Source organism: Paenibacillus taichungensis, assembly GCF_003287275.1.
GTDB classification, from domain to species: Bacteria; Bacillota; Bacilli; order Paenibacillales; family Paenibacillaceae; genus Paenibacillus; species Paenibacillus taichungensis_A.
Window position 1 is genome coordinate 245,915 of sequence record NZ_QEVW01000012.1, and the last position, 21,069, is coordinate 266,983.

The following is a 21,069-nucleotide window of genomic DNA, read 5'->3' on the forward strand; positions in this document are numbered from 1 at the left end:
TTCTTGCCTATTTATTCGAAAAAATGACGGAACTATTTCGATTCGTGTCAATGACCTGATTACCATGATCCTGGTAATCTTTCACGGCTTGTTCCGGGGTTTTGACTCCCGTATACAGGGCTTGCAACTCCGGATAAAGCTGCTCTCTCAGCTGGCTATAGCCTGGAACGTTTCCTGTGAAATTAAATACATATTTCGCATTTTCGTTATATGCTTTGAACAGTGGATACTGCGTTTCGTATTCCGAGATGACGGAGCTTCGAACCGGAATTCCGTTTTTTGAAGATTTCACAAGTTCCGCATCCGTGGAGAAAAACCGCACAAAATCCTTGGCTGCTTCCACACGCTTGGGGTCATTAGACTGAAATACACTGGCTCCTACCACATAAGTAAATGTAAGCGGGTCCCCGCTTTCGGAGGGAATATTGGCAAGTCGCATGTCAAACTTGGTCTGTTTACCGCTATCCATATCCGCTCTGGCATTATTATAAAGAACCGGATTGGTGAAGCTGATGGCTAACTGCTGATTCAGGAACATGCCGTTTGCATCGTTGGAAGTCACCGATTCCGGTCCCGGATTCGTGTACCCGGCATCCACTATTTTTTTGAGCCAGGACACTGCCTTCACACCCTTCTCATCATTTAAGATAATGTGGCCCGTTTCATCAAAAAACGGATTGCCAAACATCCGCAAATAAGCCAGGTTCCAGGTATCTCCCTGATTGTTCATGCCATACAGAGCCATGGGATAGGCATTGGCATACCCGCTGCCAGAAAGATTGTTCTTCAGCTTGCTCAGAATTTCCTCATAATCAGCAAGCGTCCATGTTTTTATTTCCTGCTCCCCGCCGATATAAGCGTCAAGCCCCGCTGCTTTGAACATATCTGCGTTATAGACGAGTGTGCCTGGATTGTTCTGAAATGGGTAGAAGTATACATCCTTATTAAAGGTGACTGCATCCCAATACCCTGAAGCGATATCACTGCGATCCTGATCGTCCACAAGGTCCGTCAGCGGCACAAGTGCTCCTCTGTGAACATAGTCACCCATGGCGAACACACTTTCAAAAAACACATCCGGCGGTGTTCCGCTGCTCAAATTGACATTCAGCATTTGATCGCGTTGATCTCCAGCAATGACCTGAGTATTAATTTTTACATTATATTTGGAATACTGGGCGGCAAATTTCTCCGCTGCTTTTAGAATGAAGCTGTCATAATCAGCACCTTCTTCCGTTGCATCCAGAACTCCTTTCCATTGCGGGGTAAGCCATACGCTCAGCTCCACTGTTTCTTTTCCATTCGCTGCTTCGTTCCCTCCGTCTGATGAGCTTGAATTACTGGAGGAACAGCCTGTGCCTATGATGGATAGCAGTAGCAGTGTGAGCAGTACGGAATAGAATGTGTTGTTTCTCATTAAGTCTCCTCCTTAGCTGGAATGAGTTGAAGTAATGTATCTGCTTTCCACTTGCTCAAGTAGGGAAATGACATCATCGATTCTTGCAGCATCTTGCTCTGTAATGGCTGCTAGTGGAAGTCTGACGCCTCCTATATTTACGCCTCTTCGGCGCAACACTTCTTTGATACCCGCATACATGGAGCCATCCAGCGAGCACAAGGCTACAATAATCTCATTGATGTCGCTCTGAATATGACGTGCTTCTGTGAATTTCCCCTGCTGGATATACTGGTCTGCCAACAAGAACAGTTCAGGCATGGCTCCGTACGTTCCTCCGATGCCGCCATCTGCTCCCATGATTCTGCCAGCCACAAATTGTTCATCCGGACCATTAAATACAATCGAATTTGGACCACCGGATCGCTTGAACCGTTCAATATCAAATGTAGGCATGGAGGAATTTTTGATACCGATGACCTTTTCATTTTGGAGCAGCTGTTCGTACAGAGGCGTACGCAGCGTGTAACCCGTTGTTTGGGGGATGTTATAAATGAGAAAAGGGAGCGGTGTCGCTTCCATAATATCGTTCCAGTAGCGGGATACGGCATGATCCGGCAGCGTGAAATAGATGGGCGGAATGGCAGATAGCGCATCATATCCAAGTGAGGCCGCGTGTTCGGCAAGCGCGATACTGTCTCTTGTGGAAGGTGCGCCCACATGGGCAATTAACGTCATATGCCCTTTCAACCGGGAAGCCACATAGCTTAGAACCGCCTTGCGTTCGTCGAGGTTATGATAGATGCACTCTCCTGAACTGCCACCTACGTATACGCCATGTACTTTCTTCTGAACATAGTAATCGCAAAGAGCATAAGTGCGCTCCTCCGATATCTGTCCATCATCCTCATAGCAGGCATAGAACGCCGGAATAACTCCTTTAAATTTCGTCAAATCAAACGCTGTTGTCATATAAAAGTCCTCTCTTCACAGAAGACATGGGGGCTCAATGATTAATCCATTCAGCTCCCCCTGCCTCCTCATTAGGGTTGGTTAAGGTGCTTCAATCCACGACCTGTTCAGACGCACAAGACTGATTTTGGAAGACGCAGGTTTTTCATAAAAAACAAAGATGGATTGATCAGGGCCTACAGCAATATCCGAATAGCCATTTTCCCCCGGATAGATTTCTTTTGACTTATACCACGTTGCGGCATCATCACTGGATATGCGAATCGTCATATTGGTTCTGGCCGTCGTGCTTGCAGGATTCGTAAATAGAATATGACTGGCATCGTACCGTTCGATGCTTGCCTGTACGACAGGATCGATCAGTGTGGTATCCGAGACAGGTGTGCTCCACGCACTGGTTACTTGATCCGTTGTCGAGATGGCTCTATAGCTGCTGCCTGGGTTTCGCATGTTCGTCATCAGTTTGCCGTTTGATAATTGAACCATCATGTTCTCATGGATCTTCGAAAATCCGGATGGATTGGGTACAAGTGAACCTGCTTTCCACGATGCACCTCCATCGGTACTGTAGATCGTACCAACGGTGCTGTTCGTCCATCCGCTGGTTGTCAGATAGATGGGAATCACCAGCGTTCCGTTCGCGAGCTGAATGCCGTGACCCGGTCCCATTCCTGCACCGGACAGATTGGCAAAATAGTACGGATGATTTGGATTCTGATAGTCGGCCAGCACGGAAGTAATTTCTCGGGTTGCCCCCCAGGTTAGTCCCTGATCGGTACTTGTGCGAATGAAATACTGACATGCCCCCCATTTCCAGCGGCTCCATAAAATGTGAACAACGTTGCTGTTCTTCTCCGCAAGCAGCATTGGATTCATCTCCGCCACTCCTTGAGACTTGCCGGGTGAAATCAAGATCTGATCCGAAAATGTATCCCCCCCATCGGTGCTTCGTCTCAGCACAATATCGGTTGGTGTCTGGTCACCGCCAGTTCGTGCTTCCGCAGCAACAAGAACCGTGTTGTTGCTCGTGACAACAATGCTTGGAATACGGTACTGCCCGTATCCTTTGCCATCCGTGATATCAAAGAGCAGCTTTTCTTCCAGTACAGCGCTAAGCTGTTTAATTTGGGATAAAGACAGTACGCTATCGTAGACGGTGACATGATCGATGGAACCGGAAAAGTACCACTGTGATCCGCCGTTATCCACGTTTTTGCCGACCCACATTCCGTTCAGACCTGTCACATTGGAAAAAAAAGCTTGAGAAGAAGTCGAAGCCTTCTCCTCCCCGTCGACATAAATTTTGCTGCTGCCAGCTCCAATCGTAAGAATGGCGGTATGCCATTTTCCATCATTGTACTTTCCACTGGCACTTAATTTGGTGGCGTAGGCTCCATTATTGCGATTCTCAAAATAAACCGTGCCGTTATTGATCGTAAAGGAAACATTGCTTGAGGGGTTCGTCGTATCGGATGCGCTGAGGAACGTTCCTGCTGCAGCCGAGCTTGAGGTTTTGAATTTTACCGCGACAGAGCCTTGCGTAAGATTGGCTACACGTCCGATATCCGCAGTCTGATCGCGAGCATCTGAGGTGCCATTAAACGCCTGATTAACGGGATAGGCTGCGACAGATGGTGAGACAGCCCCACTGAGCTCCAGCACCTCTGATGAGGCCAACGCACGGTTATACACTTTGACGTAGTCGATCTCTCCATTGAAATACCATTGTCCCCCGCCATTATCCACGTTTCGTCCAATCCACATGCCATTTAAGCTGGTAACCTGAGTAAAAAATGCAGTACTCGTGCTGTTACCTCTCAAGCTTCCGTCAATGTAAATATTCGTTCCCTTGCCATTAACCGTGAGCATTGCGGTATGCCACACCCCGTCGTTAACCTTGCCGGATGTCGTAATCTGGGTTGCATAGACGCCGTTTTCCCGGTTTTCGTAATACACATTTCCTCCGTTTAATGTCAGTGAGAGATTACTGGATGGATCTGCGGTGTGGGATGTACTGAACAGCGTGAGTGCATTAGCCGCGCTTGTTGTTCTGAAGCGGACAGCAATGCTGCCTTGTTGAAGAGCGGCGACCGAACTTACATCTGCCGTCTTGTCGACATAGTCGCTGCTTCCGTTAAACGAACGTGCCACCGAATAATCAAGCGATACAGCATCCTGGGAAATGGCTGCCTCCGTTTGCCCCGGCAGACTGGTGAGACTGGTTAACAGCATGACAGCACATAATGCAATTCTTAGCGTTTTTGGCAAGCGACGATTCATCATGCAACATTTCCTCCTTTGATAAGGTTGCAAAAAATGGTTCCCATCCTTTCATTGAACGAACAGGAAAAAGCGGATGATGCGTAATGCTTGCATTTACTATATAGCAGCCATGGATGCGCCCCAATACCCGGATATTGACATCCAGGGTGCTTTTTTTACCTCTTCCTGCTCTGCAGGTTTTCACTTCGTTCACCCTTTTACGGCTCCCATGGTAATGCCTTGGGTAAAAGCTTTTTGGAACAACAGAAATATGAGAATCATCGGAAGCGAGGCCAGTGCAGCACCTGCCATTAACACGCCGTAAGGAGTCGTATATTCCCCTTGCAGCGTCGCGAGTCCCAAAGGCAGTGTCATCATCGGCGTGGAACGGGTGATAATCAATTGACTGAAATAATCGTTCCAGGCGTTAATAAAAGTGAAAATAGCCAACGCACCGAGTGCAGGTTTCAGCAGTGGCAGGATAATCGTTCCGAATAATCGAACCTCGGAGCATCCATCCATTTTGGCTGCTTCCATCAGCTCGGAAGGAATGGTCTGTGCGAATTGCTTCATCAGAAATACGCCAAATGGCCAGCCAATCGCAGGCAGAACAAGGCCTTTGTACGTGTCAATCCAATTGAGATCAGCAAGCATGGTGAAGAGTGGTACCAGTATCACCTGTTTTGGCAATGCCATCGCAGAGACAAACAGGATGAAAATGAATTTGCGTCCGGGAAAAAACTTCTTGGCAAGCACATAACCCGCCATTGAAGCGGTTAAACATACCCCGATCATCTCGGATGCAGCTACAAAAAAGCTGTTAAACCCCCAGCGCCACACGGGATTTTTAAACAGCACCCTGAAGTTGTCCAGGGTCGGGTCCGTTGGAAACCATTGCGGAGGAATGGCAACGGCCACGTTCTGGACCTTAAATGCTCCGGTAACGATCCAGTAGAATGGAAAGAGAAACAACAGTCCAAGCAAAACGAGTAGTAAGTTCGCAATAATGGTTGAAAAACCAGGCGCTTTTTTTCTCAGGTCCGCTCTGCTGGCCAGAGGACGCGGGCGTTGACTGGTCTTGACATTCGAAGAAAACATCATGCCTTGTACCTCCTAGTACTCAACATCACTGCCGAGATATTTAAACTGAATAAAGGAAATGACGCCAATGACCAGAGCCAGAATAACACCCATGGCTGAAGCAATGCCGAAATTCCCCAGCATAAACGCCTGCTCATATACCCCGTACATGACAGTCGATGTGGAATACATTGGTCCCCCTGAAGTGAGGAGCTGGATGATGGCGAATACCTGGAAGGTATTAATCGTCGTGATGACGATAATGTACAGGTTGGTTGGCATCAGCATAGGCCACAAAATATTTTTGAAAATCTGCCAGCTGTTGGCCCGGTCCATTTGGGCGGCTTCAATATATGATTTGGGGATATTGCCAAGAGAAGCCACATATAGAATAATCGGCTGTCCCACTGACGTTGTTATAAGAACTACAATGATAGAAAGCAGCGCTGTTCGTGTATCACCGAGCCAACTGATCGGCTCCATGCCGAACAAACTGGTGATGTAGTTGAGAATTCCATAATTCGAATGGTAGATGGATGCCCAGACAACGGTAATGCTGACCACGGAAGATACGGCAGGGAGATAAAATACACCTCGAAACAAGGAGCGTAATCCTTCAGATTTTTTATAAATCATCATCGCAACGAAAAGCGAAAAGATCACCACAACGGGAACCGCGATCAGAACAATGAGCAACGTATTCCACATCGATTTACCGAAAGTCGCATCCTGGAAAAGAGTCTGGTAATTCTCCAAACCTATAAAGTCAAAGTCGCGAAGCGTGTATGAGAAAAAGCTGATATAGATGCCCTTCAGCATGGGATAGGCAACGAATACACTAAAGAAGGCCAGTGCTGGAAGCAAGAACAAGTAACTTGCAATCCAGTCACGCCAGATATGCTGCTTCTTTTGAAAGAATGTAAAATCCATTATGTCCCTTCTTTCTTCACTTCTTGACTGAGGAGAAGCGTGTATAGAATCACACGCTGTCTCCATATCTCAGTCTCCTATTTTGCTGCTGTGTTCGCTGTTTTGGCTTTGGCAATGGCATCATTGGCTTTGGTAGCAAATGCGTTCAAAGCTTCTTCTCCTGTAGCAGATCCCAATAAGGCGCGCTGTAATTCAGGGAACCAGAACGTACGAACTTCTGCATATCCATCCGCAATGGTTGGCGGATCTGTTACGAATTTGCGGGCAAGCTCGGAGTACGTGTATTCAGGGTCGTCATACAGTCCGGTCACTGAGTTGCGAACGGATAATCCGCCCGTCTGAATCAGGCTTTTTTTGCCCCACTCCGGATCATTGGCTACAAAATCAATAAATGTTTTGGAAGCTGCAATTTTGGCTTCATCGTCATTATTAAAGATCGCCATCCCGCCAAGATAGGGTTCCAGCTTCGGTTCACTTCCATCCAGTGTCGGATACGGCAGAAGAACATCTTCAAACTCCGCTTGTTTGAGAGGTGCATTTTGTGCGCGGAGTACGGCTGAGTAGTTAATGCTGAACGCCAGCTTCCCCTGAAGGAACAAATCATTGACATCTGCCGCAGCCAGAGAAGCAGAGCCGGATACAACAAGACCATCTTTTTGCGCCTGTACGAGCCAGTCCAGCGCTGCCCCCGTATCTTTTGTATTGATCGCAACGGAAGTTCCTTCTTCATTCAGGAATCTGGATATGCCCAGATTGGCTAGGTAAGCACGCGTCCCTTGGTCCCCTGCCTGGCTTTTCGCGTAGAACCCGGAAGGAATGACGTCGGGTGCTTTTTCTTTTACCGCTTCTAACGCTTTCTTGTATTCATCAAACGTCCAGGTGCGATCGGGTTTATCCAGCGGAAGAAGGTCCAGAGCTCCGATCTTTTCAAAAACGGTCTTGTTGACTGCCATCATGAAAGGAGCGGTGTTAATCGGATACATATAAATTTTTTCATCCGCCATGGATTGCTTCCAAAATGCGGGGGCAATATCATTTTTGTCCTCGTCGGTAAACATGTCATCCAACGGAGCCAGCAGGTCTTTTTTGGCCCAATCAATAATCCGCCCTGGAGCATCATAGATTACATCTGGAGCAGAGTTCGTCGCAATGGCTACGTTCAGTTTTTGAGGTCCCCCGTCAAATGTAATCATCTCAAGGTTTACCTTGATGTCCGGATGCTTCTGATTGAACGCTTCGATTAACTGTTTCTCGTACTTGCCCACCTCTCCATCCAAGGCTTGATATGTAGGAAAGTTCCACCACGTGATTTCAACCGGCTTGCTCGTATCCTCCTGTTTTGAAGAAGTATCCTCTTTTCCCCCGCTGTTTTCGTTTGCCCCTCCGCTCTCCTGATTGGAACTGCACGCTGCGATCATTGAAACCATCAGAAGCAGGGAAACAAAACCGGTTATCCGTTTCTTCACAGCTATCATCGGAATTCCTCCTCGTTTGTAAATACACGAAAAACGTTCTTTTCGTTATCTATCCTCAGAATAATTTAAAATTATGGCATCGCAAATCCCTGGATTTTGATATCAGGGGTTCATTTCTTACTTCTTGACTAAAAATTCGTTTTACATTTCTGTTCTTTTTGTATAATGAATGTAAACGGACTGCTTGTTTCTCTCTTGTGTTTACAAAATCCTTCAGATGCGAGGTGGTACTCATGTGCAAGCTGCTGATCGTAGAAGATGAACTACTCATTCGCACGGGATTAAAGCACTATTTCCCCTGGCATGAACTGAACGTACACGAAATTTATGAAGCAGAGAACGGTGCAGATGGGCTCAAGCTTGCGATTGAAGTTGAACCCGATTTCATTATCAGTGACATCCGTATGCCGGAAATGAACGGACTTGAGATGATTGAACGGCTAAGGCCGCTACTTCCTGACACTGTTTATCTGATCCTGACCGGTTACAACGATTTCGAGTATGCGAGACAAGCGATTCAACTTGGAAATGTTCATGATTATTTGAACAAACCACTTGTATATGAGGAAAGCATCCAATCCGTTCAATCGGTACTGGAGTTAGTTCAACTGAAGAAAAAGGAGCGAGAAAGACGTACATTTCTGGAGAAGGAACATCGAAAATGGAAGGAAAGCCTGTTTATGAAGCAATTATTCGATTCGATGGACGATAACGAATTTCCTGCCGAGATTACGGTTCTTTCCGACCAGAATCACCAAGACGTTATGTATCTCCCCATGGTAATGACGAATATTGCTGTCTATGGCAAGTCTCCTCTGCCTGTTCAGGAATGGACAAACGAGGTACTTGGCCTCATTGAAAAACATATCGAGACAATACCCATAACAATGGAAGGGGTTTCCACACCAATCCTTTCCTATCTGAATGAAAATAAAATGTATGTTATTGTGGCATGTGAATTGGAAAACTTAAATGTAAAACCGATCCGTGAGCATTTACAATACATGAATCTTAATCAGACACACAAAACCTATTTTGCCATCGGTTTCCCCTCTCCTTCATTTCAAAAGATGGGGCAGCAACTCAAGCAGACTGAAGAATTACTGTTATCCCGATATTGCCTACCCGAATGCTACTACTTCTCACCTGAACCCGATCGAGTACCCCTTTCTGTCACGACGACGGGTAGCAAACTTGATGGAATGGAAAAAGCAAACCTCTTGACCGCCTTTGAGAATAAAGACATCCAGAGCATCCGTCAGCTCATTACCGGTTTCTCAAATCATGCTAAAAATCTTCAAGTCATAGTTGACAGTCCGCACCAATGGTTCGCCTTTCTTCAGGAACTTGTCAGTGTTATTCTTCGTTATGCTAGTCGGCATCACATCCCTGCCGCTCAAATCTACAGTGAAGATATTGTAAAACTAAGCTTCATCAACAAATTCCAAAACGCCGAACAGCTGTTCACCTGGCTTGCGGATTGGTCAGTGCAGTTGATTTCCTATACCAATGAAGACGTAAATCTTATGGAAAACGCCAAAGACTCGTACGTTTTTTCGGAAATCGAGAACTTCATGAAGCAGCATCTGGATCATGATTTATCTTTACAGATGGTAGCCGAACGTTTTTTCTATAACCCCTCTTACCTGAGCCGTTTGTTTAAAACAAAATTAAATAAAAATTACATGACCTACGTTACAGAACTGCGAATTCGTCATGCACAGGAATGTCTCAAGGATCCTGGCTTGTTAGTCAGTGACGTGAGTCATATGTGCGGGTACAAAAGCTACAAACATTTTGTAAAAACATTCCGCAGTGTTACCCATATGACGCCCACACATTATCGCAAACGAATAGGGATGTGAATGTTTTGAACCAGCAGCGGTGGTATCAGCGAATGCATTTCAAGCGTGTAAATCATCAAATCTTTGTACTCATGATTTTAATTATCACCATTCCACTTGCCATCATGTCCTGGTTTATTTACCTTTTCTCCGTGCAATCCATCAAAAATGAGTACCAAAATAGCGCCAACCTCATCCTGAACAATTTGTCTTTCAATATTGATCAATATCTGCAGAGCATTGAAAAAGGCACGCTCACCGCTCAACTGGACAGCAGTCTTCAGGATTCTCTTTACCGCTGGCTGCAGCATCCGGAAGAGGATCAAAACTATCAATACCGAAATGTCATTGAGCAATTCGTCAGTACCATTGAGATTACGATTAAAAATGTGGATAGCGTCCAGATTTATGCAGGCAATCGGGTGTTCTACTCCGCCGATTTTAATCGTTACAGCTATGTGGAAACAGACTTTCTGAGCAAACCCTGGTATCAGGAGATCCTAAAAGCAAAGGGGAAAATTGTTCTTTTTGGCACACATAAACCTTTTCATCGTATTGGGGGAGATCAGGATCAGTCGGTCATTTCCATCGGCAGAGTCATTAATGTGACCGGAAGCAAACGTCCGCTAGGTGTCATACTTGTCGATCTGCGCCCGGACTCTCTGAAGGAAATTCTCAAGCTTTCCGAAAATAGCAATCAAAGCTTCATCATTGTTGATGAAAACGGAAATACCGTATATGCATCTGCGAGAAATGATTCAATGAATGTTGCTGATGGCAAGGAAATCATGCTGGAGAAGTCCGTATTGGAACAGGTTAGAAGGGATACATCGGGCAATTTTTACGCAACAATTCAGGGCACCCCCTCGTATCTTAATTTTGTTACTTCCGATTATTCCGGTTGGAAAGTCATTCAGTATGTGGATGAAAAACAAATGACCAAAAACGCGGATCTTCTTCGCTTCATTTTGCTTGGTTTTGCCGTATGCTCGTTACTTGTTGCCTTGTTATTTTTGGTGATTCTGTCTGCCAGAGTTACCAAACCGATTATTTGGCTAAGCAGACAAGTACGCACCGTTGGATCGGGCAACCTGGATATCCAGCTCAATACAAATCGTAAAGATGAGTTCGGGATCTTGTATCAAGGGATAAGCAAAATGGCTGAAGATTTGAAGGACCATATTGAAAAGTCATCACATATGATAGCCCAGCAAAAAATAGCACAATACGGCGCATTAAAGAGTCAGATTAATCCTCATTTTCTGGCGAATGCGCTGGAATCCATCCAAATGAAAGCCGTAATCTCAGGTCAACGTGATATCGGTGAGATGATCGGACTGCTGGGCAGAATGTTCAGGGTCCATATTCAAACCGGCAAGGAATTAGTCCCGTTGGAAGAGGAACTTGCCCATACGCGTCTGTATGTGCAAATCCAGCAAATGCGTTTTGGAGATAAACTGATTTATCGTGAAACATGTGATCCTCAAGCACTCAAATTACCTGTTGTACATTTTTCATTGCAGCCACTTATTGAGAATGCCATTGTCCATGGACTTGAGCATAAAAAAGGAATTGGCCATCTGGAGATCACTGCTGAAATCACAGGCCAAACGATGCGAATTGAAATCAGGGATGATGGGGTTGGCATCCAGGAAGAGCAACTGCTCGAAATGAGGAATACGTTGCAAGATCCGGCAAGCAGCCTGGATATGGAGCATATTGGCATTAAAAATGTTCATGACCGAATCCAATATCATTTTGGTGAAATCTACGGCCTTGAGATTGAAAGTGATCCGGCTGTCGGTACCACGATTACGATTATGTACCCCGCGTAAGAAAGTCGCAGAATGGAGGAACACTTGTTCAGTAGACCTCTTTCTCCCTCCCCTATCACATCAAACAAAGGCAGCCATCCAAATGGATTAGGCTGCCATAACGTTTTATTTATTTCATGCTGTTACATCCCAAACGCTGCTTTCACCGTATCCACCAAAAACGTCAGGTCATCCTCTGTTGAGGAAAGTGGCGGAGCGATAATCAGGACATTGCTGAAGCCAGGAATAGTGTCTCCATTTTTACCGATGATGACCCCTTTTTGCTTGCAAGCGGCGATAATTGAACCAACAAAGGCATCGGATGAAGGTACTTTGGTTACTTTATCTTCGACCAGTTCGATACCGTACAGGAAACCTACTCCGCGAACATCGCCTACATTGGCGTGATCAACAAGTGTACGCAATTCGCTTAATATTTCATTGCTCTGATAATCCACTTTAGCTACAATATTTTCCCGCTCTATGATCTCTATATTTTTAAGTGCTACGGCACAGGAAGCTGGATGTCCCCCATAAGTAGACACATGCCGGAACTGATTATTATGCCCGGAGCCCTTGAAGGACTCGTAGATTTCTGCCTTCACTGCCGTTGCTCCAAGGGGTAAATAACCGCTCGTTAGCCCTTTTGCCATCGTAATGATGTCTGGCTGCACGCCCTCGTAATGCATAAAACCAAACATTTTGCCCGTGCGACCATATCCCGAAACCACTTCATCCATAATGAGCAGTACATCATATTTCTCACAAATCTCGGCGACACGTTGCAAATAACCGTCAGATGGAATAATAACCCCGCCACCCGAAATGAAGGGTTCCATGATGACACCTGCGACGCTATCTGCTCCTTCCCAAACGATCATCTCTTCCAACATGTTAGCTGCAATAATATCTGCTTCCGGCGTATCCCCAAATGGAGAGCGATAGCGATAAGGAGGCTGTACATGCAGGAATCCAGGTGCAGGAGGATCGTACCGATGGCGACGATTAGCTTGCGCTGTTGCACTCAACGCTCCCAACGTATTGCCATGGTATGCCCGGTATCTGGAAATGAATTTATATTTTCCGGGATTTCCGTTTTGCGCATGGTATTGACGAGCAATTTTGAACGCAGTCTCATTCGCTTCTGATCCACTGTTGGAAAAAAAGGTTTTATACTCTCCCCCACCCAACAATTCACTGATTTTTGCCGCAAGCTCGATGGCAGGCTCGTGACTTATGGTTAAGGGAGAATAGGATAATTTCATCATTTGCGCTGCGGCAGCATCAGCGATTTCCTTGCGTCCATGCCCCAGATTTAAGCACCATAGTCCCGATACACCATCGAAATAGCGATTGCCGTCTATATCCGTGAACCACGAGCCTTCACCGGACGTCGCAATGATAGGATTGGCTCCGTCGATGTCTTTATAGAGGGCATGCCATAAATGCTTTTGATCTTTTTCAATCAATGTATGTGTCTCTTCCTTTGTTTTCAAATCATTTCCTCCCCCGGTATGAATTAAGAAACTGCAACGACTTCTTTTGTGACCAACGTTTCAAGAGGTGTAAATGGTAAATTCATGGCTTGTGCTACAGCTTGGAATGTGACCTCGCCCTTAAACGTGTTAACCCCTTTTGCTACTGCCGGATTGTTCAACACTGCTTGTTCAAATCCCTGGTTTGCAATAAACAGCCCATATTGACCTGTTGCATTCGTTAAAGCGTAGGTCGCCGTTCTTGCGACAGCTCCCGGCATGTTGGCCACAGAATAATGTATTACTCCATGCTTCACATAAGTAGGCTGATCGTGGGTGGTTGTATGGTCAACGGTTTCAATGGAACCGCCCTGGTCAATCGCAACATCGACGACTACAGAGCCGGGCTCCATCTCCTTAATCATGCTTTCTGTCACGAGTTGAGGAGCTCTGGCACCCGGAATCAGTACAGCACCGATGAGCAGATCCGCTTTCTTGACCTCCTCAGCAATGTGGAAACGATCCGAGATAACGGTTTGCACGCGTCCTTCAAACAGATCATCGAGCTGTCTGAGCCGCTCCGGATTGACGTCAAGAATCGTCACATTAGCACCCAACCCAACCGCCATCTTCGCTGCGTTTGTTCCGACAACTCCGCCACCAATAATAACCACATTCGCAGGTTTTACTCCGGGAACACCGCTAATGAGCACACCTTTTCCACCTTGGAACTTCTCCAGAGAGTGAATTCCGACTTGAACGGACATTCTTCCAGCGACCTCACTCATCGGTGTTAAGAGTGGCAAGGAGCCATTGTCAAGCTGAATGGTTTCATAGGCGATAGCTGTCACTTTTTTCTCCATAAGCTTATGGGTCAATGCCGATTCAGCCGCAAGATGCAAATACGTAAATAAAATCAAATTTTTGCGAAAATAAATGAATTCCTCTTGTTGAGGCTCTTTCACCTTCATAACCATCTCCGCTGACCAGGCCTCCGCTGCTGATGAAACAATCGTCGCGCCCGCCTGAACATATGCGTCATTGCTAATCCCGCTGCCCAGCCCAGCGCCATCTTCGATCTGTACCTCGTGTCCGGCATTCACAAATGACAAGACGCCTGCCGGGGTTATCGCTACCCGGTTTTCGTTGTTTTTGATTTCTTTCGGTACGCCTATAATCATGTCTCACACACTCCCGATTCAATTTGTATTTAATACAATAATAGAATACCTGTAATAAAAATGATGGAATGGACTACGATTAAAAATGACTTTTCCGATATTTTTTCATTAAGTCGTTTGCCTGCAAAACCACCTGCATATATAAAAGGAATAAATAACAGTACAAGCAGCAGATTTTGAATGGATAGGGTTCCGAGAGCCAAATAAGTCAGGATTTTAATGGAGTCCATAACGGCCAGCAGCATGGCAATATTTGCCGTAAACTGTTTTTTGGAGAATGATGAATCATGGAGAAATAATACGATTAATGGCAAACCACCCGAGTTCGCCGCTGCGCCAACAAATCCGGATGCAAATGCGCCTAGCTGATAAAGAATCCTTTTTGGGGTGCTGTTACTAGCTGTTTCACCACTTGTTACCGTATCTTTCTTTTTACGACTTGCAATGAGCATGACTCCCATAACGATTGCACTAATACCAATGGCTGGTTTCAGAATATGATCAGCTACGTAGGCCAGGATGATACTCCCGAAGAGTGTACCTATTAAAGCCATCGGCAGCATTCTGGCAATTAACCTCCACTGAATCGATGCGCGATGCACTCTTGCACCTGTAAAATTGCTAAACCACAGAATGGGAGCCAACAGCGTCGTCGCTGTGGCAGAAGAAACGAACAACGTAAGAATTGGATTTAATATCATGCCGGCCCCAAAACCAAACCCTACTTTGGCAAGACCGCTAAGTACCGCGAAGAGAATGAGAATTCCTACTAAACCTGCGCCCATTCCTTCTCAGCTCCTTATACGTTCCTTCGATTCAAGTACGTACATAGACGGTTTTCCATTCCGTAAAGAATTTGATAGCATGACTTCCCTGTTCACGGAAACCGCCAATGCCTGTTGCTTTGATCCCACCAAATGGCATATGGGGTTCGCTATAAGTCGAAGGCATATTAATATGAACCAACCCAGACTCAATCTCATCTGTATACTTCATGGCCGTAGCAATATCTCTTGTGTAAATTGTTGAAGATAATCCGTATTCAATGGCATTGGACTGTTTTAGGCAATCCTCAAAATCGGAGAATTGAATTAGCGCCAATACGGGGCCGAAGATTTCTTCATTCGCAATCGTCATCTGCTGTGTAACATGATCAAACAGCTTGGGTTTGATGAAAAAGCCACCTTGCGCCCATTCTTCTTCTGGTTCATCCTCACCATATATGAGAGTTGCACCCTCTGATTTTGCTATCTCAACATACGAGCGGATGGTATCGTATTGCCGTTGATCCACTACCGGGCCAATTATTGATGATTCATCTGTCGGCAGACCCAAGGTTACATTATTTAACGTTGCAATCATGTGATCGCGGAACGTTTCATATATCGAATCATGGACAAAAATACGACTTGTTGCAGTGCAACGCTGTCCCGCGTCCAATAAACCACCTGACACAATATCCAGACAAGCCTGCTTGATATCCGCATCCGGCATAATGATAAATGGATTTTTACCGCCCATCTCCGCCTGAAAACGAACGCCTCGCGGCGCCAATACCTGATGAATCGTTTGTCCTGTCCTCGTCGAGCCTGTAAACGTAACCGCCTTGATCTGTTCATCCGCTGCAAATGTTTCACTGACCAGAGGACCATCGGCAATCAGCATGGTGACTACATTTTTCGGCACACCCGCTTCTTCCAACAAAGACATAAATTTTTGGGAGATCATTAGAGACTGCGGTGCAGGCTTCCACACAATGCTATTGCCTGCGACCAATGCGGGCGCCATTTTCCAAATCGGAATCGCTAGAGGAACATTCCATGGTGTGATGACACCTACAGTCCCCAGAGGTTGTTGTTTGGTATAAGCGAACACGCCGGCTTGTCTGGAAGGGATGGTCTCGCCAGTCATGCGGTAACCTTCTCCTGCGAAGAAACGGAGAAACGAAATACTGCGATGGATCTCAGCTACGCCATCCCGCAGGCATTTCCCCACTTCTGTCGTTACCAGAAGACCCCATTCTTCTGCTCGGTCCTCGAGCAATTGAGCTATCTTTAGCAACAGTTCTCCTCTCACGGGTGCAGGTACTTTACGCCAATTTTTTTGAGCTGCGGCAGCTGCGGCAATGGATTCCTCAATTTCAACCTTGTTCATCAATGGAAATTCAGCTAGCACTTGCTTGGTGGATGGGTTAATTGAAACCAGTTTTTCCTGTTGCATGAATGTACTTGTCATGTCATCTCTCCCACTTGTAAGGATGTATTTACAACTACTTGATGAATTCATCATAAGATATAACGAATTGATTTTGTTTAATTACGTTAGATTTTCTGACATGTTTTTTAAGAGAAATTAAAAAAGTGAAGAGCATCTGCGCTCCTCACTTTTCCTACTAAAAGTGGATCGGTCCAATAGGCATCAATTCCTCATGCATTGACCCAGCCTGGTTTTTTCCAACTTGCTCAATCGTAAAGCGGAATCTTGAACCCAAATATAAAGCTTTATACTTCTCAATCGGCACATTTCTTTCGTTATGCGCTACACCATTCCATAAAATCATTGGCGTTCCTGTGTCCACTTGCAAAAGCTCAGCTTCCTCGGCTAATGCCCCAACAGCCTGAAAGGATTGAGAAGAGCCCATGGCGACATGACCTTTACGCTGCAATAAATCATATAAAGGCACCCCTTCGAGATCTTCCTCCAATAAGCCCGGATAGAGCTGGCAAGGGATAAATGAAGTTCGAATAGCAAGCGGTTCATCATTAGCCAGACGAAGGCGCACGATTTTAAACACATTGCTTCCTGGAATTATCGAGAGTTCTTCCGCAAGGTTGTCAGATGCCTGAATAATCTGGCCATGAATCAGCTTTGCCTGATCCGTCAAACCACTTGCACGCATTCCCTCGGCAAACGTCGTAAATACATTTGCGTTTCCAGTGATAATTGGTGAGGAAACGAATGTTCCCAAACCTCTCTTTTTGATGAGATAACCTTCTTGCACAAGCTCACCAATGGCTTGTCGTACTGTGGGGCGACTAATACCATGCTGCTGTGCCAAATCCATTTCCGAAGGAATTTTCTCCCCTTTTTTTAATATTTCAGTATCAATCTGATGCAAAATCCATTCTTTCAATTGCGTATAATAAGGGAGTTTACTTTTGTTATCAATCAATGTTCACTCACTCCTTTCGCCAATTCTGGAATGATCAATCGTTTCTGGCTGGATTGTAGGCCCAGGAAAGCCAGGAATATAAGGATACCAAAAGCACTCAATAACCAGACGGCACCATTATAGGACCCGTCAAAAAAGTCAATGATAAGTCCCATCCCTACAGGTGCCGCAAATCCCGCGATCTGTGACCCTATATTTACCAGCCCAACGGCAGAGCCAATCGTCTCTTCAGGCAAACGCTTAATGGGAAGGCTGAAAATGATAACTGACAGGAAGGCAGAGAATATAGGCATAATCGATTGGTATATGATTACACCTGTAACCGATGCCGCGTGAAACATTAAATATACTGTTACAGCCAGCGCAATACCGCTAAATGCACCGAACCATTTCTCTTGTCCACCTTTTACTTTGTCCATAACAGCTCCGGCAATCAGGAAGAAAACAATACCTGACACTGCCGGAATCATTTGCAAAATGCCCAATGAAGATAGACTGATGCCACGTTCATTCACCAGATACGTAGGCATCCACGAAGATGTGCCCCAACTGATAAAGCCGTAACCGAACGATGCGATCATCAAACTCCAAATCATTGGTGTTCGCAACAAAGCCTTAATATTACCCTTGGCTTGAGGCCCTTCTTGTTTGATGGGAAGGACATTGTTCGTGACTTGTTGCTTCAAGACGCTTGGTTTTAAGAAAATCCAGTACAATAAGGCAATGCACAGTCCACATGTCCCGATAATTAAAAACATGGTCCGCCAGCCAAATTGCACAAGCATCGTTGTTGTGAGAATAGGTGCGATGACACCTGCTACGGTTAGCGCGGAAAGAAAAATCGACATGGCGCGAGAACGTCTATTTTCATCAATACTGGTTGAGATCAATTTGGAACCTGCTGGGAAGAAACTTCCCTCTGCCAGACCAAAAAGAAAACGGATAACTAGCAGAGAGGCAAAAGACCAGGCTATGGCTGTTAAACCCGTAAATATGGAAAAACCAATAATTGAAATGAATAAAATAATTTTTTCTCCAAATCGGTCCGAAAGCCAGCCACCCGGAATCTGCATGAGAGCATATCCCAAGAAAAAGATACTTAACATCAAACCGCTGGCTGAAGCGCTCAGCTGAAATTCATCAGAAATTTGCACAACCCCGAAGTTGATGACAAACCGATCAAATGCAGAAAACAAATTTCCGATAAACAGCAGAAAAATGATCATTTTGGTATGTTTCAACGCTCCAGCTCTGCTCAAAGCATGTTCCTCCTTCTATTATAGACGTTTCGTTTACACTGTCACTTCTAAACCCTTACAATCTTGTTCTCGTATTCGACTACACCATCAATGATGGTATACAAAACTTCTATATCTTTAATCTCCAGTGGATTGACTGCTGTTAGATCCTTATCCAACACTGCGAAATCCGCAAATTTTCCAATCTCAATGCTTCCGGAATCCTTCTCCTGAAAATTCAATACGGCTCCGTCGATTGTCATTGCTTTCAAGGCCGTAATCACATCGACTTTTTGCTCATGTCCCAATATGTCACCTTCTCTGGTTTGACGGTTCACTGCAGCCCATATTAAGAATAAAGGAGAAATCGGTGTTACAGGACAATCTGAATGAAGGGTGAACAACAGGTTACGATCTACCGCATCTTTCAAAGGACTTATTCTTCTCGCGCGTTCGGGACCCAGAAAAATCTGCTCATGACGTTGGCCCCAATAATAGACATGATTGATGAAAAATGAACCCGCTACGTTCAACTCCGCCATTTTGTCCAAATCTTCGTTCGTCGCCATTTGCACATGCTCAATCCGGTGGCGATGGTCCATTCGTGGCGATTGTTGCAATGCAAATTTAAAACCTTCCAAAATTGAGCCAATGGCCCGGTCGCCGTTGCCGTGAATAGCAATTCGAAATCCTCGTTTGTGCAAGCTGGAAATAATTTCGTTCAGAGCGGCCTGCTCAAAGAATAGATCTCCATACACTTCATCGTTGCAGTAATAAGGTTCTCTCAGAGCACCAGTCAACCCTTGTATTGACCCATCCTGAAACAATTTGGCACTGTCCAGACGAGCTCTTCCATTGGAGCGCTTCTGGATTTCCTGTGCCAACTCACTTGCAGTGTAATTTGAAAATACGCCCTGCTCCGTTAATAAAGAATTCATAATCATAAGCTGTAATCGCATAGGGGTAATGCCGCTTTTCGCCGCTTCGAGTATAATGTCGAGACTCTCCTGATCCCACACACCCGCATCCGTGTTCGTAGTAATGCCTTGCGCGACGTAATCTTGAGATGCTTCCCCCACTCGTTCCAGAAAAGTGGACTTATCCATTACCGGAAGTACCGATTGAAAAGCATTCATCGCAGGAGCTTCATACAGGACCCCGTTTAATCTGCCCGAAATATCACTGCCAAAATGGGGATTATCACCAATCTGTTCAGCATCAATGCCTGCTAGCTCAAACGCCCTGGAATTGGCAACGGCAATATGACCGCTAATATGTGTAATGTAGACGGGGTGATTCGGAGCAACCTGATCCAGATCCATACGGGTTGGATGACGGTTGTCAGCCAGGGATGTATCATCGTAACTATGGCCCTGTATCCACTCTCCAGCAGACGTGCTGTCTACTTTCTCTTCGATCGCATGTAAAATATCCTGAATCGTGGCATTTAGGGGACTGCTGCAATCCACGTTCCCCTTTAAGTAGGCACATGCCAGGATATGATTATGCGTTTCGATAAACCCCGGAATGACCGTTGCGCCTCTTAAATTCATCACTCTGGTTTGTGCTGTCATGTTCAACTCATCTAAAGGCGGCTCCGGCTGGCTCCAAATACCGCTGATTCTGCCCTTGCTTACAGCGACCGACCCTGCAATTTGATTTTTACTGTCCAACGTGATGATATTTGCATTGGTGATTAGTAAATCCACGTTTTTCATTTTGACTGCCCCCTTGCGAATGAATGATGTACTCTCTTTCCCCTGCTGTTTTAGTACCTTCTCTTGTCATCATGTAGTGATGTCATTACAACTGATACTACAGTTATCTTAAAAAAAATCGTTCTTGTTGTCCGTATATGTGTTATATAATCTAACACTGTTTTTCTTTTTCTGATCTTGCTTGATATCGAACGTTCTAAATCCATCCTCTAAATGATTCGCGATTTCCATAAGCATCTCAATATCCTTGAATGAATATTTTCGATTCCCTGTAGTTGATCTTTCGGGAAAGATCAGCCCCCGTTCCTCGTAATATCGAATTTTTCTGGCTGATAAACCTGTCAAATCGCAAACGGTTCCGATGGTAATCACCTTTCTCTCTTTATAATTGTCCTTGTCTTCTACCATTAATATCTCACCTCACTTGTAATATGTGTAAGTTTAACTAACATAAATTTGTTATTCATTATTACATCTCGGTGAGCATGTTGTACATAGTCTGATTTAGAAAA

16 protein-coding genes are annotated in these 21,069 nt (G+C 45.3%); 2 read left to right on the forward strand and 14 right to left on the reverse strand.

Features of this window, described 5'->3' with window-relative positions:
* Positions 1-7 precede the first annotated feature (7 nt).
* From DC345_RS19275 to DC345_RS19300, 6 genes are all read right to left on the reverse strand, one after another.
* Complete coding sequence (locus DC345_RS19275) at positions 8-1,417, reverse strand: ABC transporter substrate-binding protein (protein WP_113054444.1); 1,410 nt, start codon at positions 1,415-1,417, stop codon at positions 8-10.
* Positions 1,418-1,429: 12 nt separating this feature from the next.
* Positions 1,430-2,368 (reverse strand): dihydrodipicolinate synthase family protein, encoded by a 939-nt coding sequence (locus DC345_RS19280; RefSeq protein ID WP_113054445.1) that lies wholly within the window; start codon positions 2,366-2,368, stop codon positions 1,430-1,432.
* Between the two features lie 81 nt (positions 2,369-2,449).
* Complete coding sequence (locus DC345_RS19285) at positions 2,450-4,651, reverse strand: LamG-like jellyroll fold domain-containing protein (RefSeq protein ID WP_113054446.1); 2,202 nt, start codon at positions 4,649-4,651, stop codon at positions 2,450-2,452.
* A 189-nt stretch (positions 4,652-4,840) separates the two neighbouring features.
* Entirely contained in the window at positions 4,841-5,731 is an 891-nt protein-coding gene (locus tag DC345_RS19290; RefSeq protein ID WP_258530717.1) for a carbohydrate ABC transporter permease, read from the reverse strand.
* 12 nt (positions 5,732-5,743) lie between these two features.
* On the reverse strand, positions 5,744-6,640 hold the full coding sequence (locus DC345_RS19295) for a carbohydrate ABC transporter permease (RefSeq protein ID WP_113054447.1): 897 nt from the start codon (positions 6,638-6,640) through the stop codon (positions 5,744-5,746).
* A 77-nt stretch (positions 6,641-6,717) separates the two neighbouring features.
* Entirely contained in the window at positions 6,718-8,115 is a 1,398-nt protein-coding gene (locus DC345_RS19300; protein ID WP_113054448.1) for an ABC transporter substrate-binding protein, read from the reverse strand.
* Positions 8,116-8,348: 233 nt separating this feature from the next.
* Here DC345_RS19300 and DC345_RS19305 point away from each other — a divergent pair, with 233 nt between their 5' ends.
* Positions 8,349-9,980, forward strand: a complete 1,632-nt coding sequence (locus DC345_RS19305) for a response regulator transcription factor (RefSeq protein WP_113054449.1) — start codon at positions 8,349-8,351, stop codon at positions 9,978-9,980.
* Between the two features lie 32 nt (positions 9,981-10,012).
* The gene (locus DC345_RS19310; RefSeq protein ID WP_113054450.1) at positions 10,013-11,794 is read left to right on the forward strand and encodes a cache domain-containing sensor histidine kinase; all 1,782 of its coding nucleotides are present in this window, start codon (positions 10,013-10,015) and stop codon (positions 11,792-11,794) included.
* 122 nt (positions 11,795-11,916) lie between these two features.
* On the opposite strand, the gene DC345_RS19315 is transcribed toward DC345_RS19310, so the two are convergent.
* From DC345_RS19315 to DC345_RS19350, 8 genes are all read right to left on the reverse strand, one after another.
* Entirely contained in the window at positions 11,917-13,269 is a 1,353-nt protein-coding gene (locus tag DC345_RS19315) for an aminotransferase (protein ID WP_113054451.1), read from the reverse strand.
* Between the two features lie 23 nt (positions 13,270-13,292).
* Positions 13,293-14,429, reverse strand: a complete 1,137-nt coding sequence (ald, locus tag DC345_RS19320) for an alanine dehydrogenase (protein WP_113054452.1) — start codon at positions 14,427-14,429, stop codon at positions 13,293-13,295.
* Positions 14,430-14,458: 29 nt separating this feature from the next.
* The gene (locus DC345_RS19325) at positions 14,459-15,214 is read right to left on the reverse strand and encodes a sulfite exporter TauE/SafE family protein (protein WP_113054453.1); all 756 of its coding nucleotides are present in this window, start codon (positions 15,212-15,214) and stop codon (positions 14,459-14,461) included.
* 31 nt (positions 15,215-15,245) lie between these two features.
* Positions 15,246-16,664, reverse strand: a complete 1,419-nt coding sequence (locus DC345_RS19330) for an aldehyde dehydrogenase family protein (RefSeq protein WP_181586650.1) — start codon at positions 16,662-16,664, stop codon at positions 15,246-15,248.
* 157 nt (positions 16,665-16,821) lie between these two features.
* Positions 16,822-17,601 (reverse strand): GntR family transcriptional regulator, encoded by a 780-nt coding sequence (locus DC345_RS19335; protein WP_113054455.1) that lies wholly within the window; start codon positions 17,599-17,601, stop codon positions 16,822-16,824.
* Positions 17,598-18,860, reverse strand: coding sequence for an MFS transporter (locus DC345_RS19340; RefSeq protein WP_113054456.1), 1,263 nt, complete (start codon positions 18,858-18,860; stop codon positions 17,598-17,600). The genes DC345_RS19335 and DC345_RS19340 overlap by 4 nt, the downstream gene beginning before the upstream one ends.
* 47 nt (positions 18,861-18,907) lie before the next feature.
* Positions 18,908-20,557 (reverse strand): amidohydrolase, encoded by a 1,650-nt coding sequence (locus DC345_RS19345; protein ID WP_113054457.1) that lies wholly within the window; start codon positions 20,555-20,557, stop codon positions 18,908-18,910.
* Between the two features lie 108 nt (positions 20,558-20,665).
* Positions 20,666-20,965, reverse strand: a complete 300-nt coding sequence (locus DC345_RS19350) for a MerR family transcriptional regulator (RefSeq protein WP_113054458.1) — start codon at positions 20,963-20,965, stop codon at positions 20,666-20,668.
* Positions 20,966-21,069 lie beyond the last annotated feature (104 nt).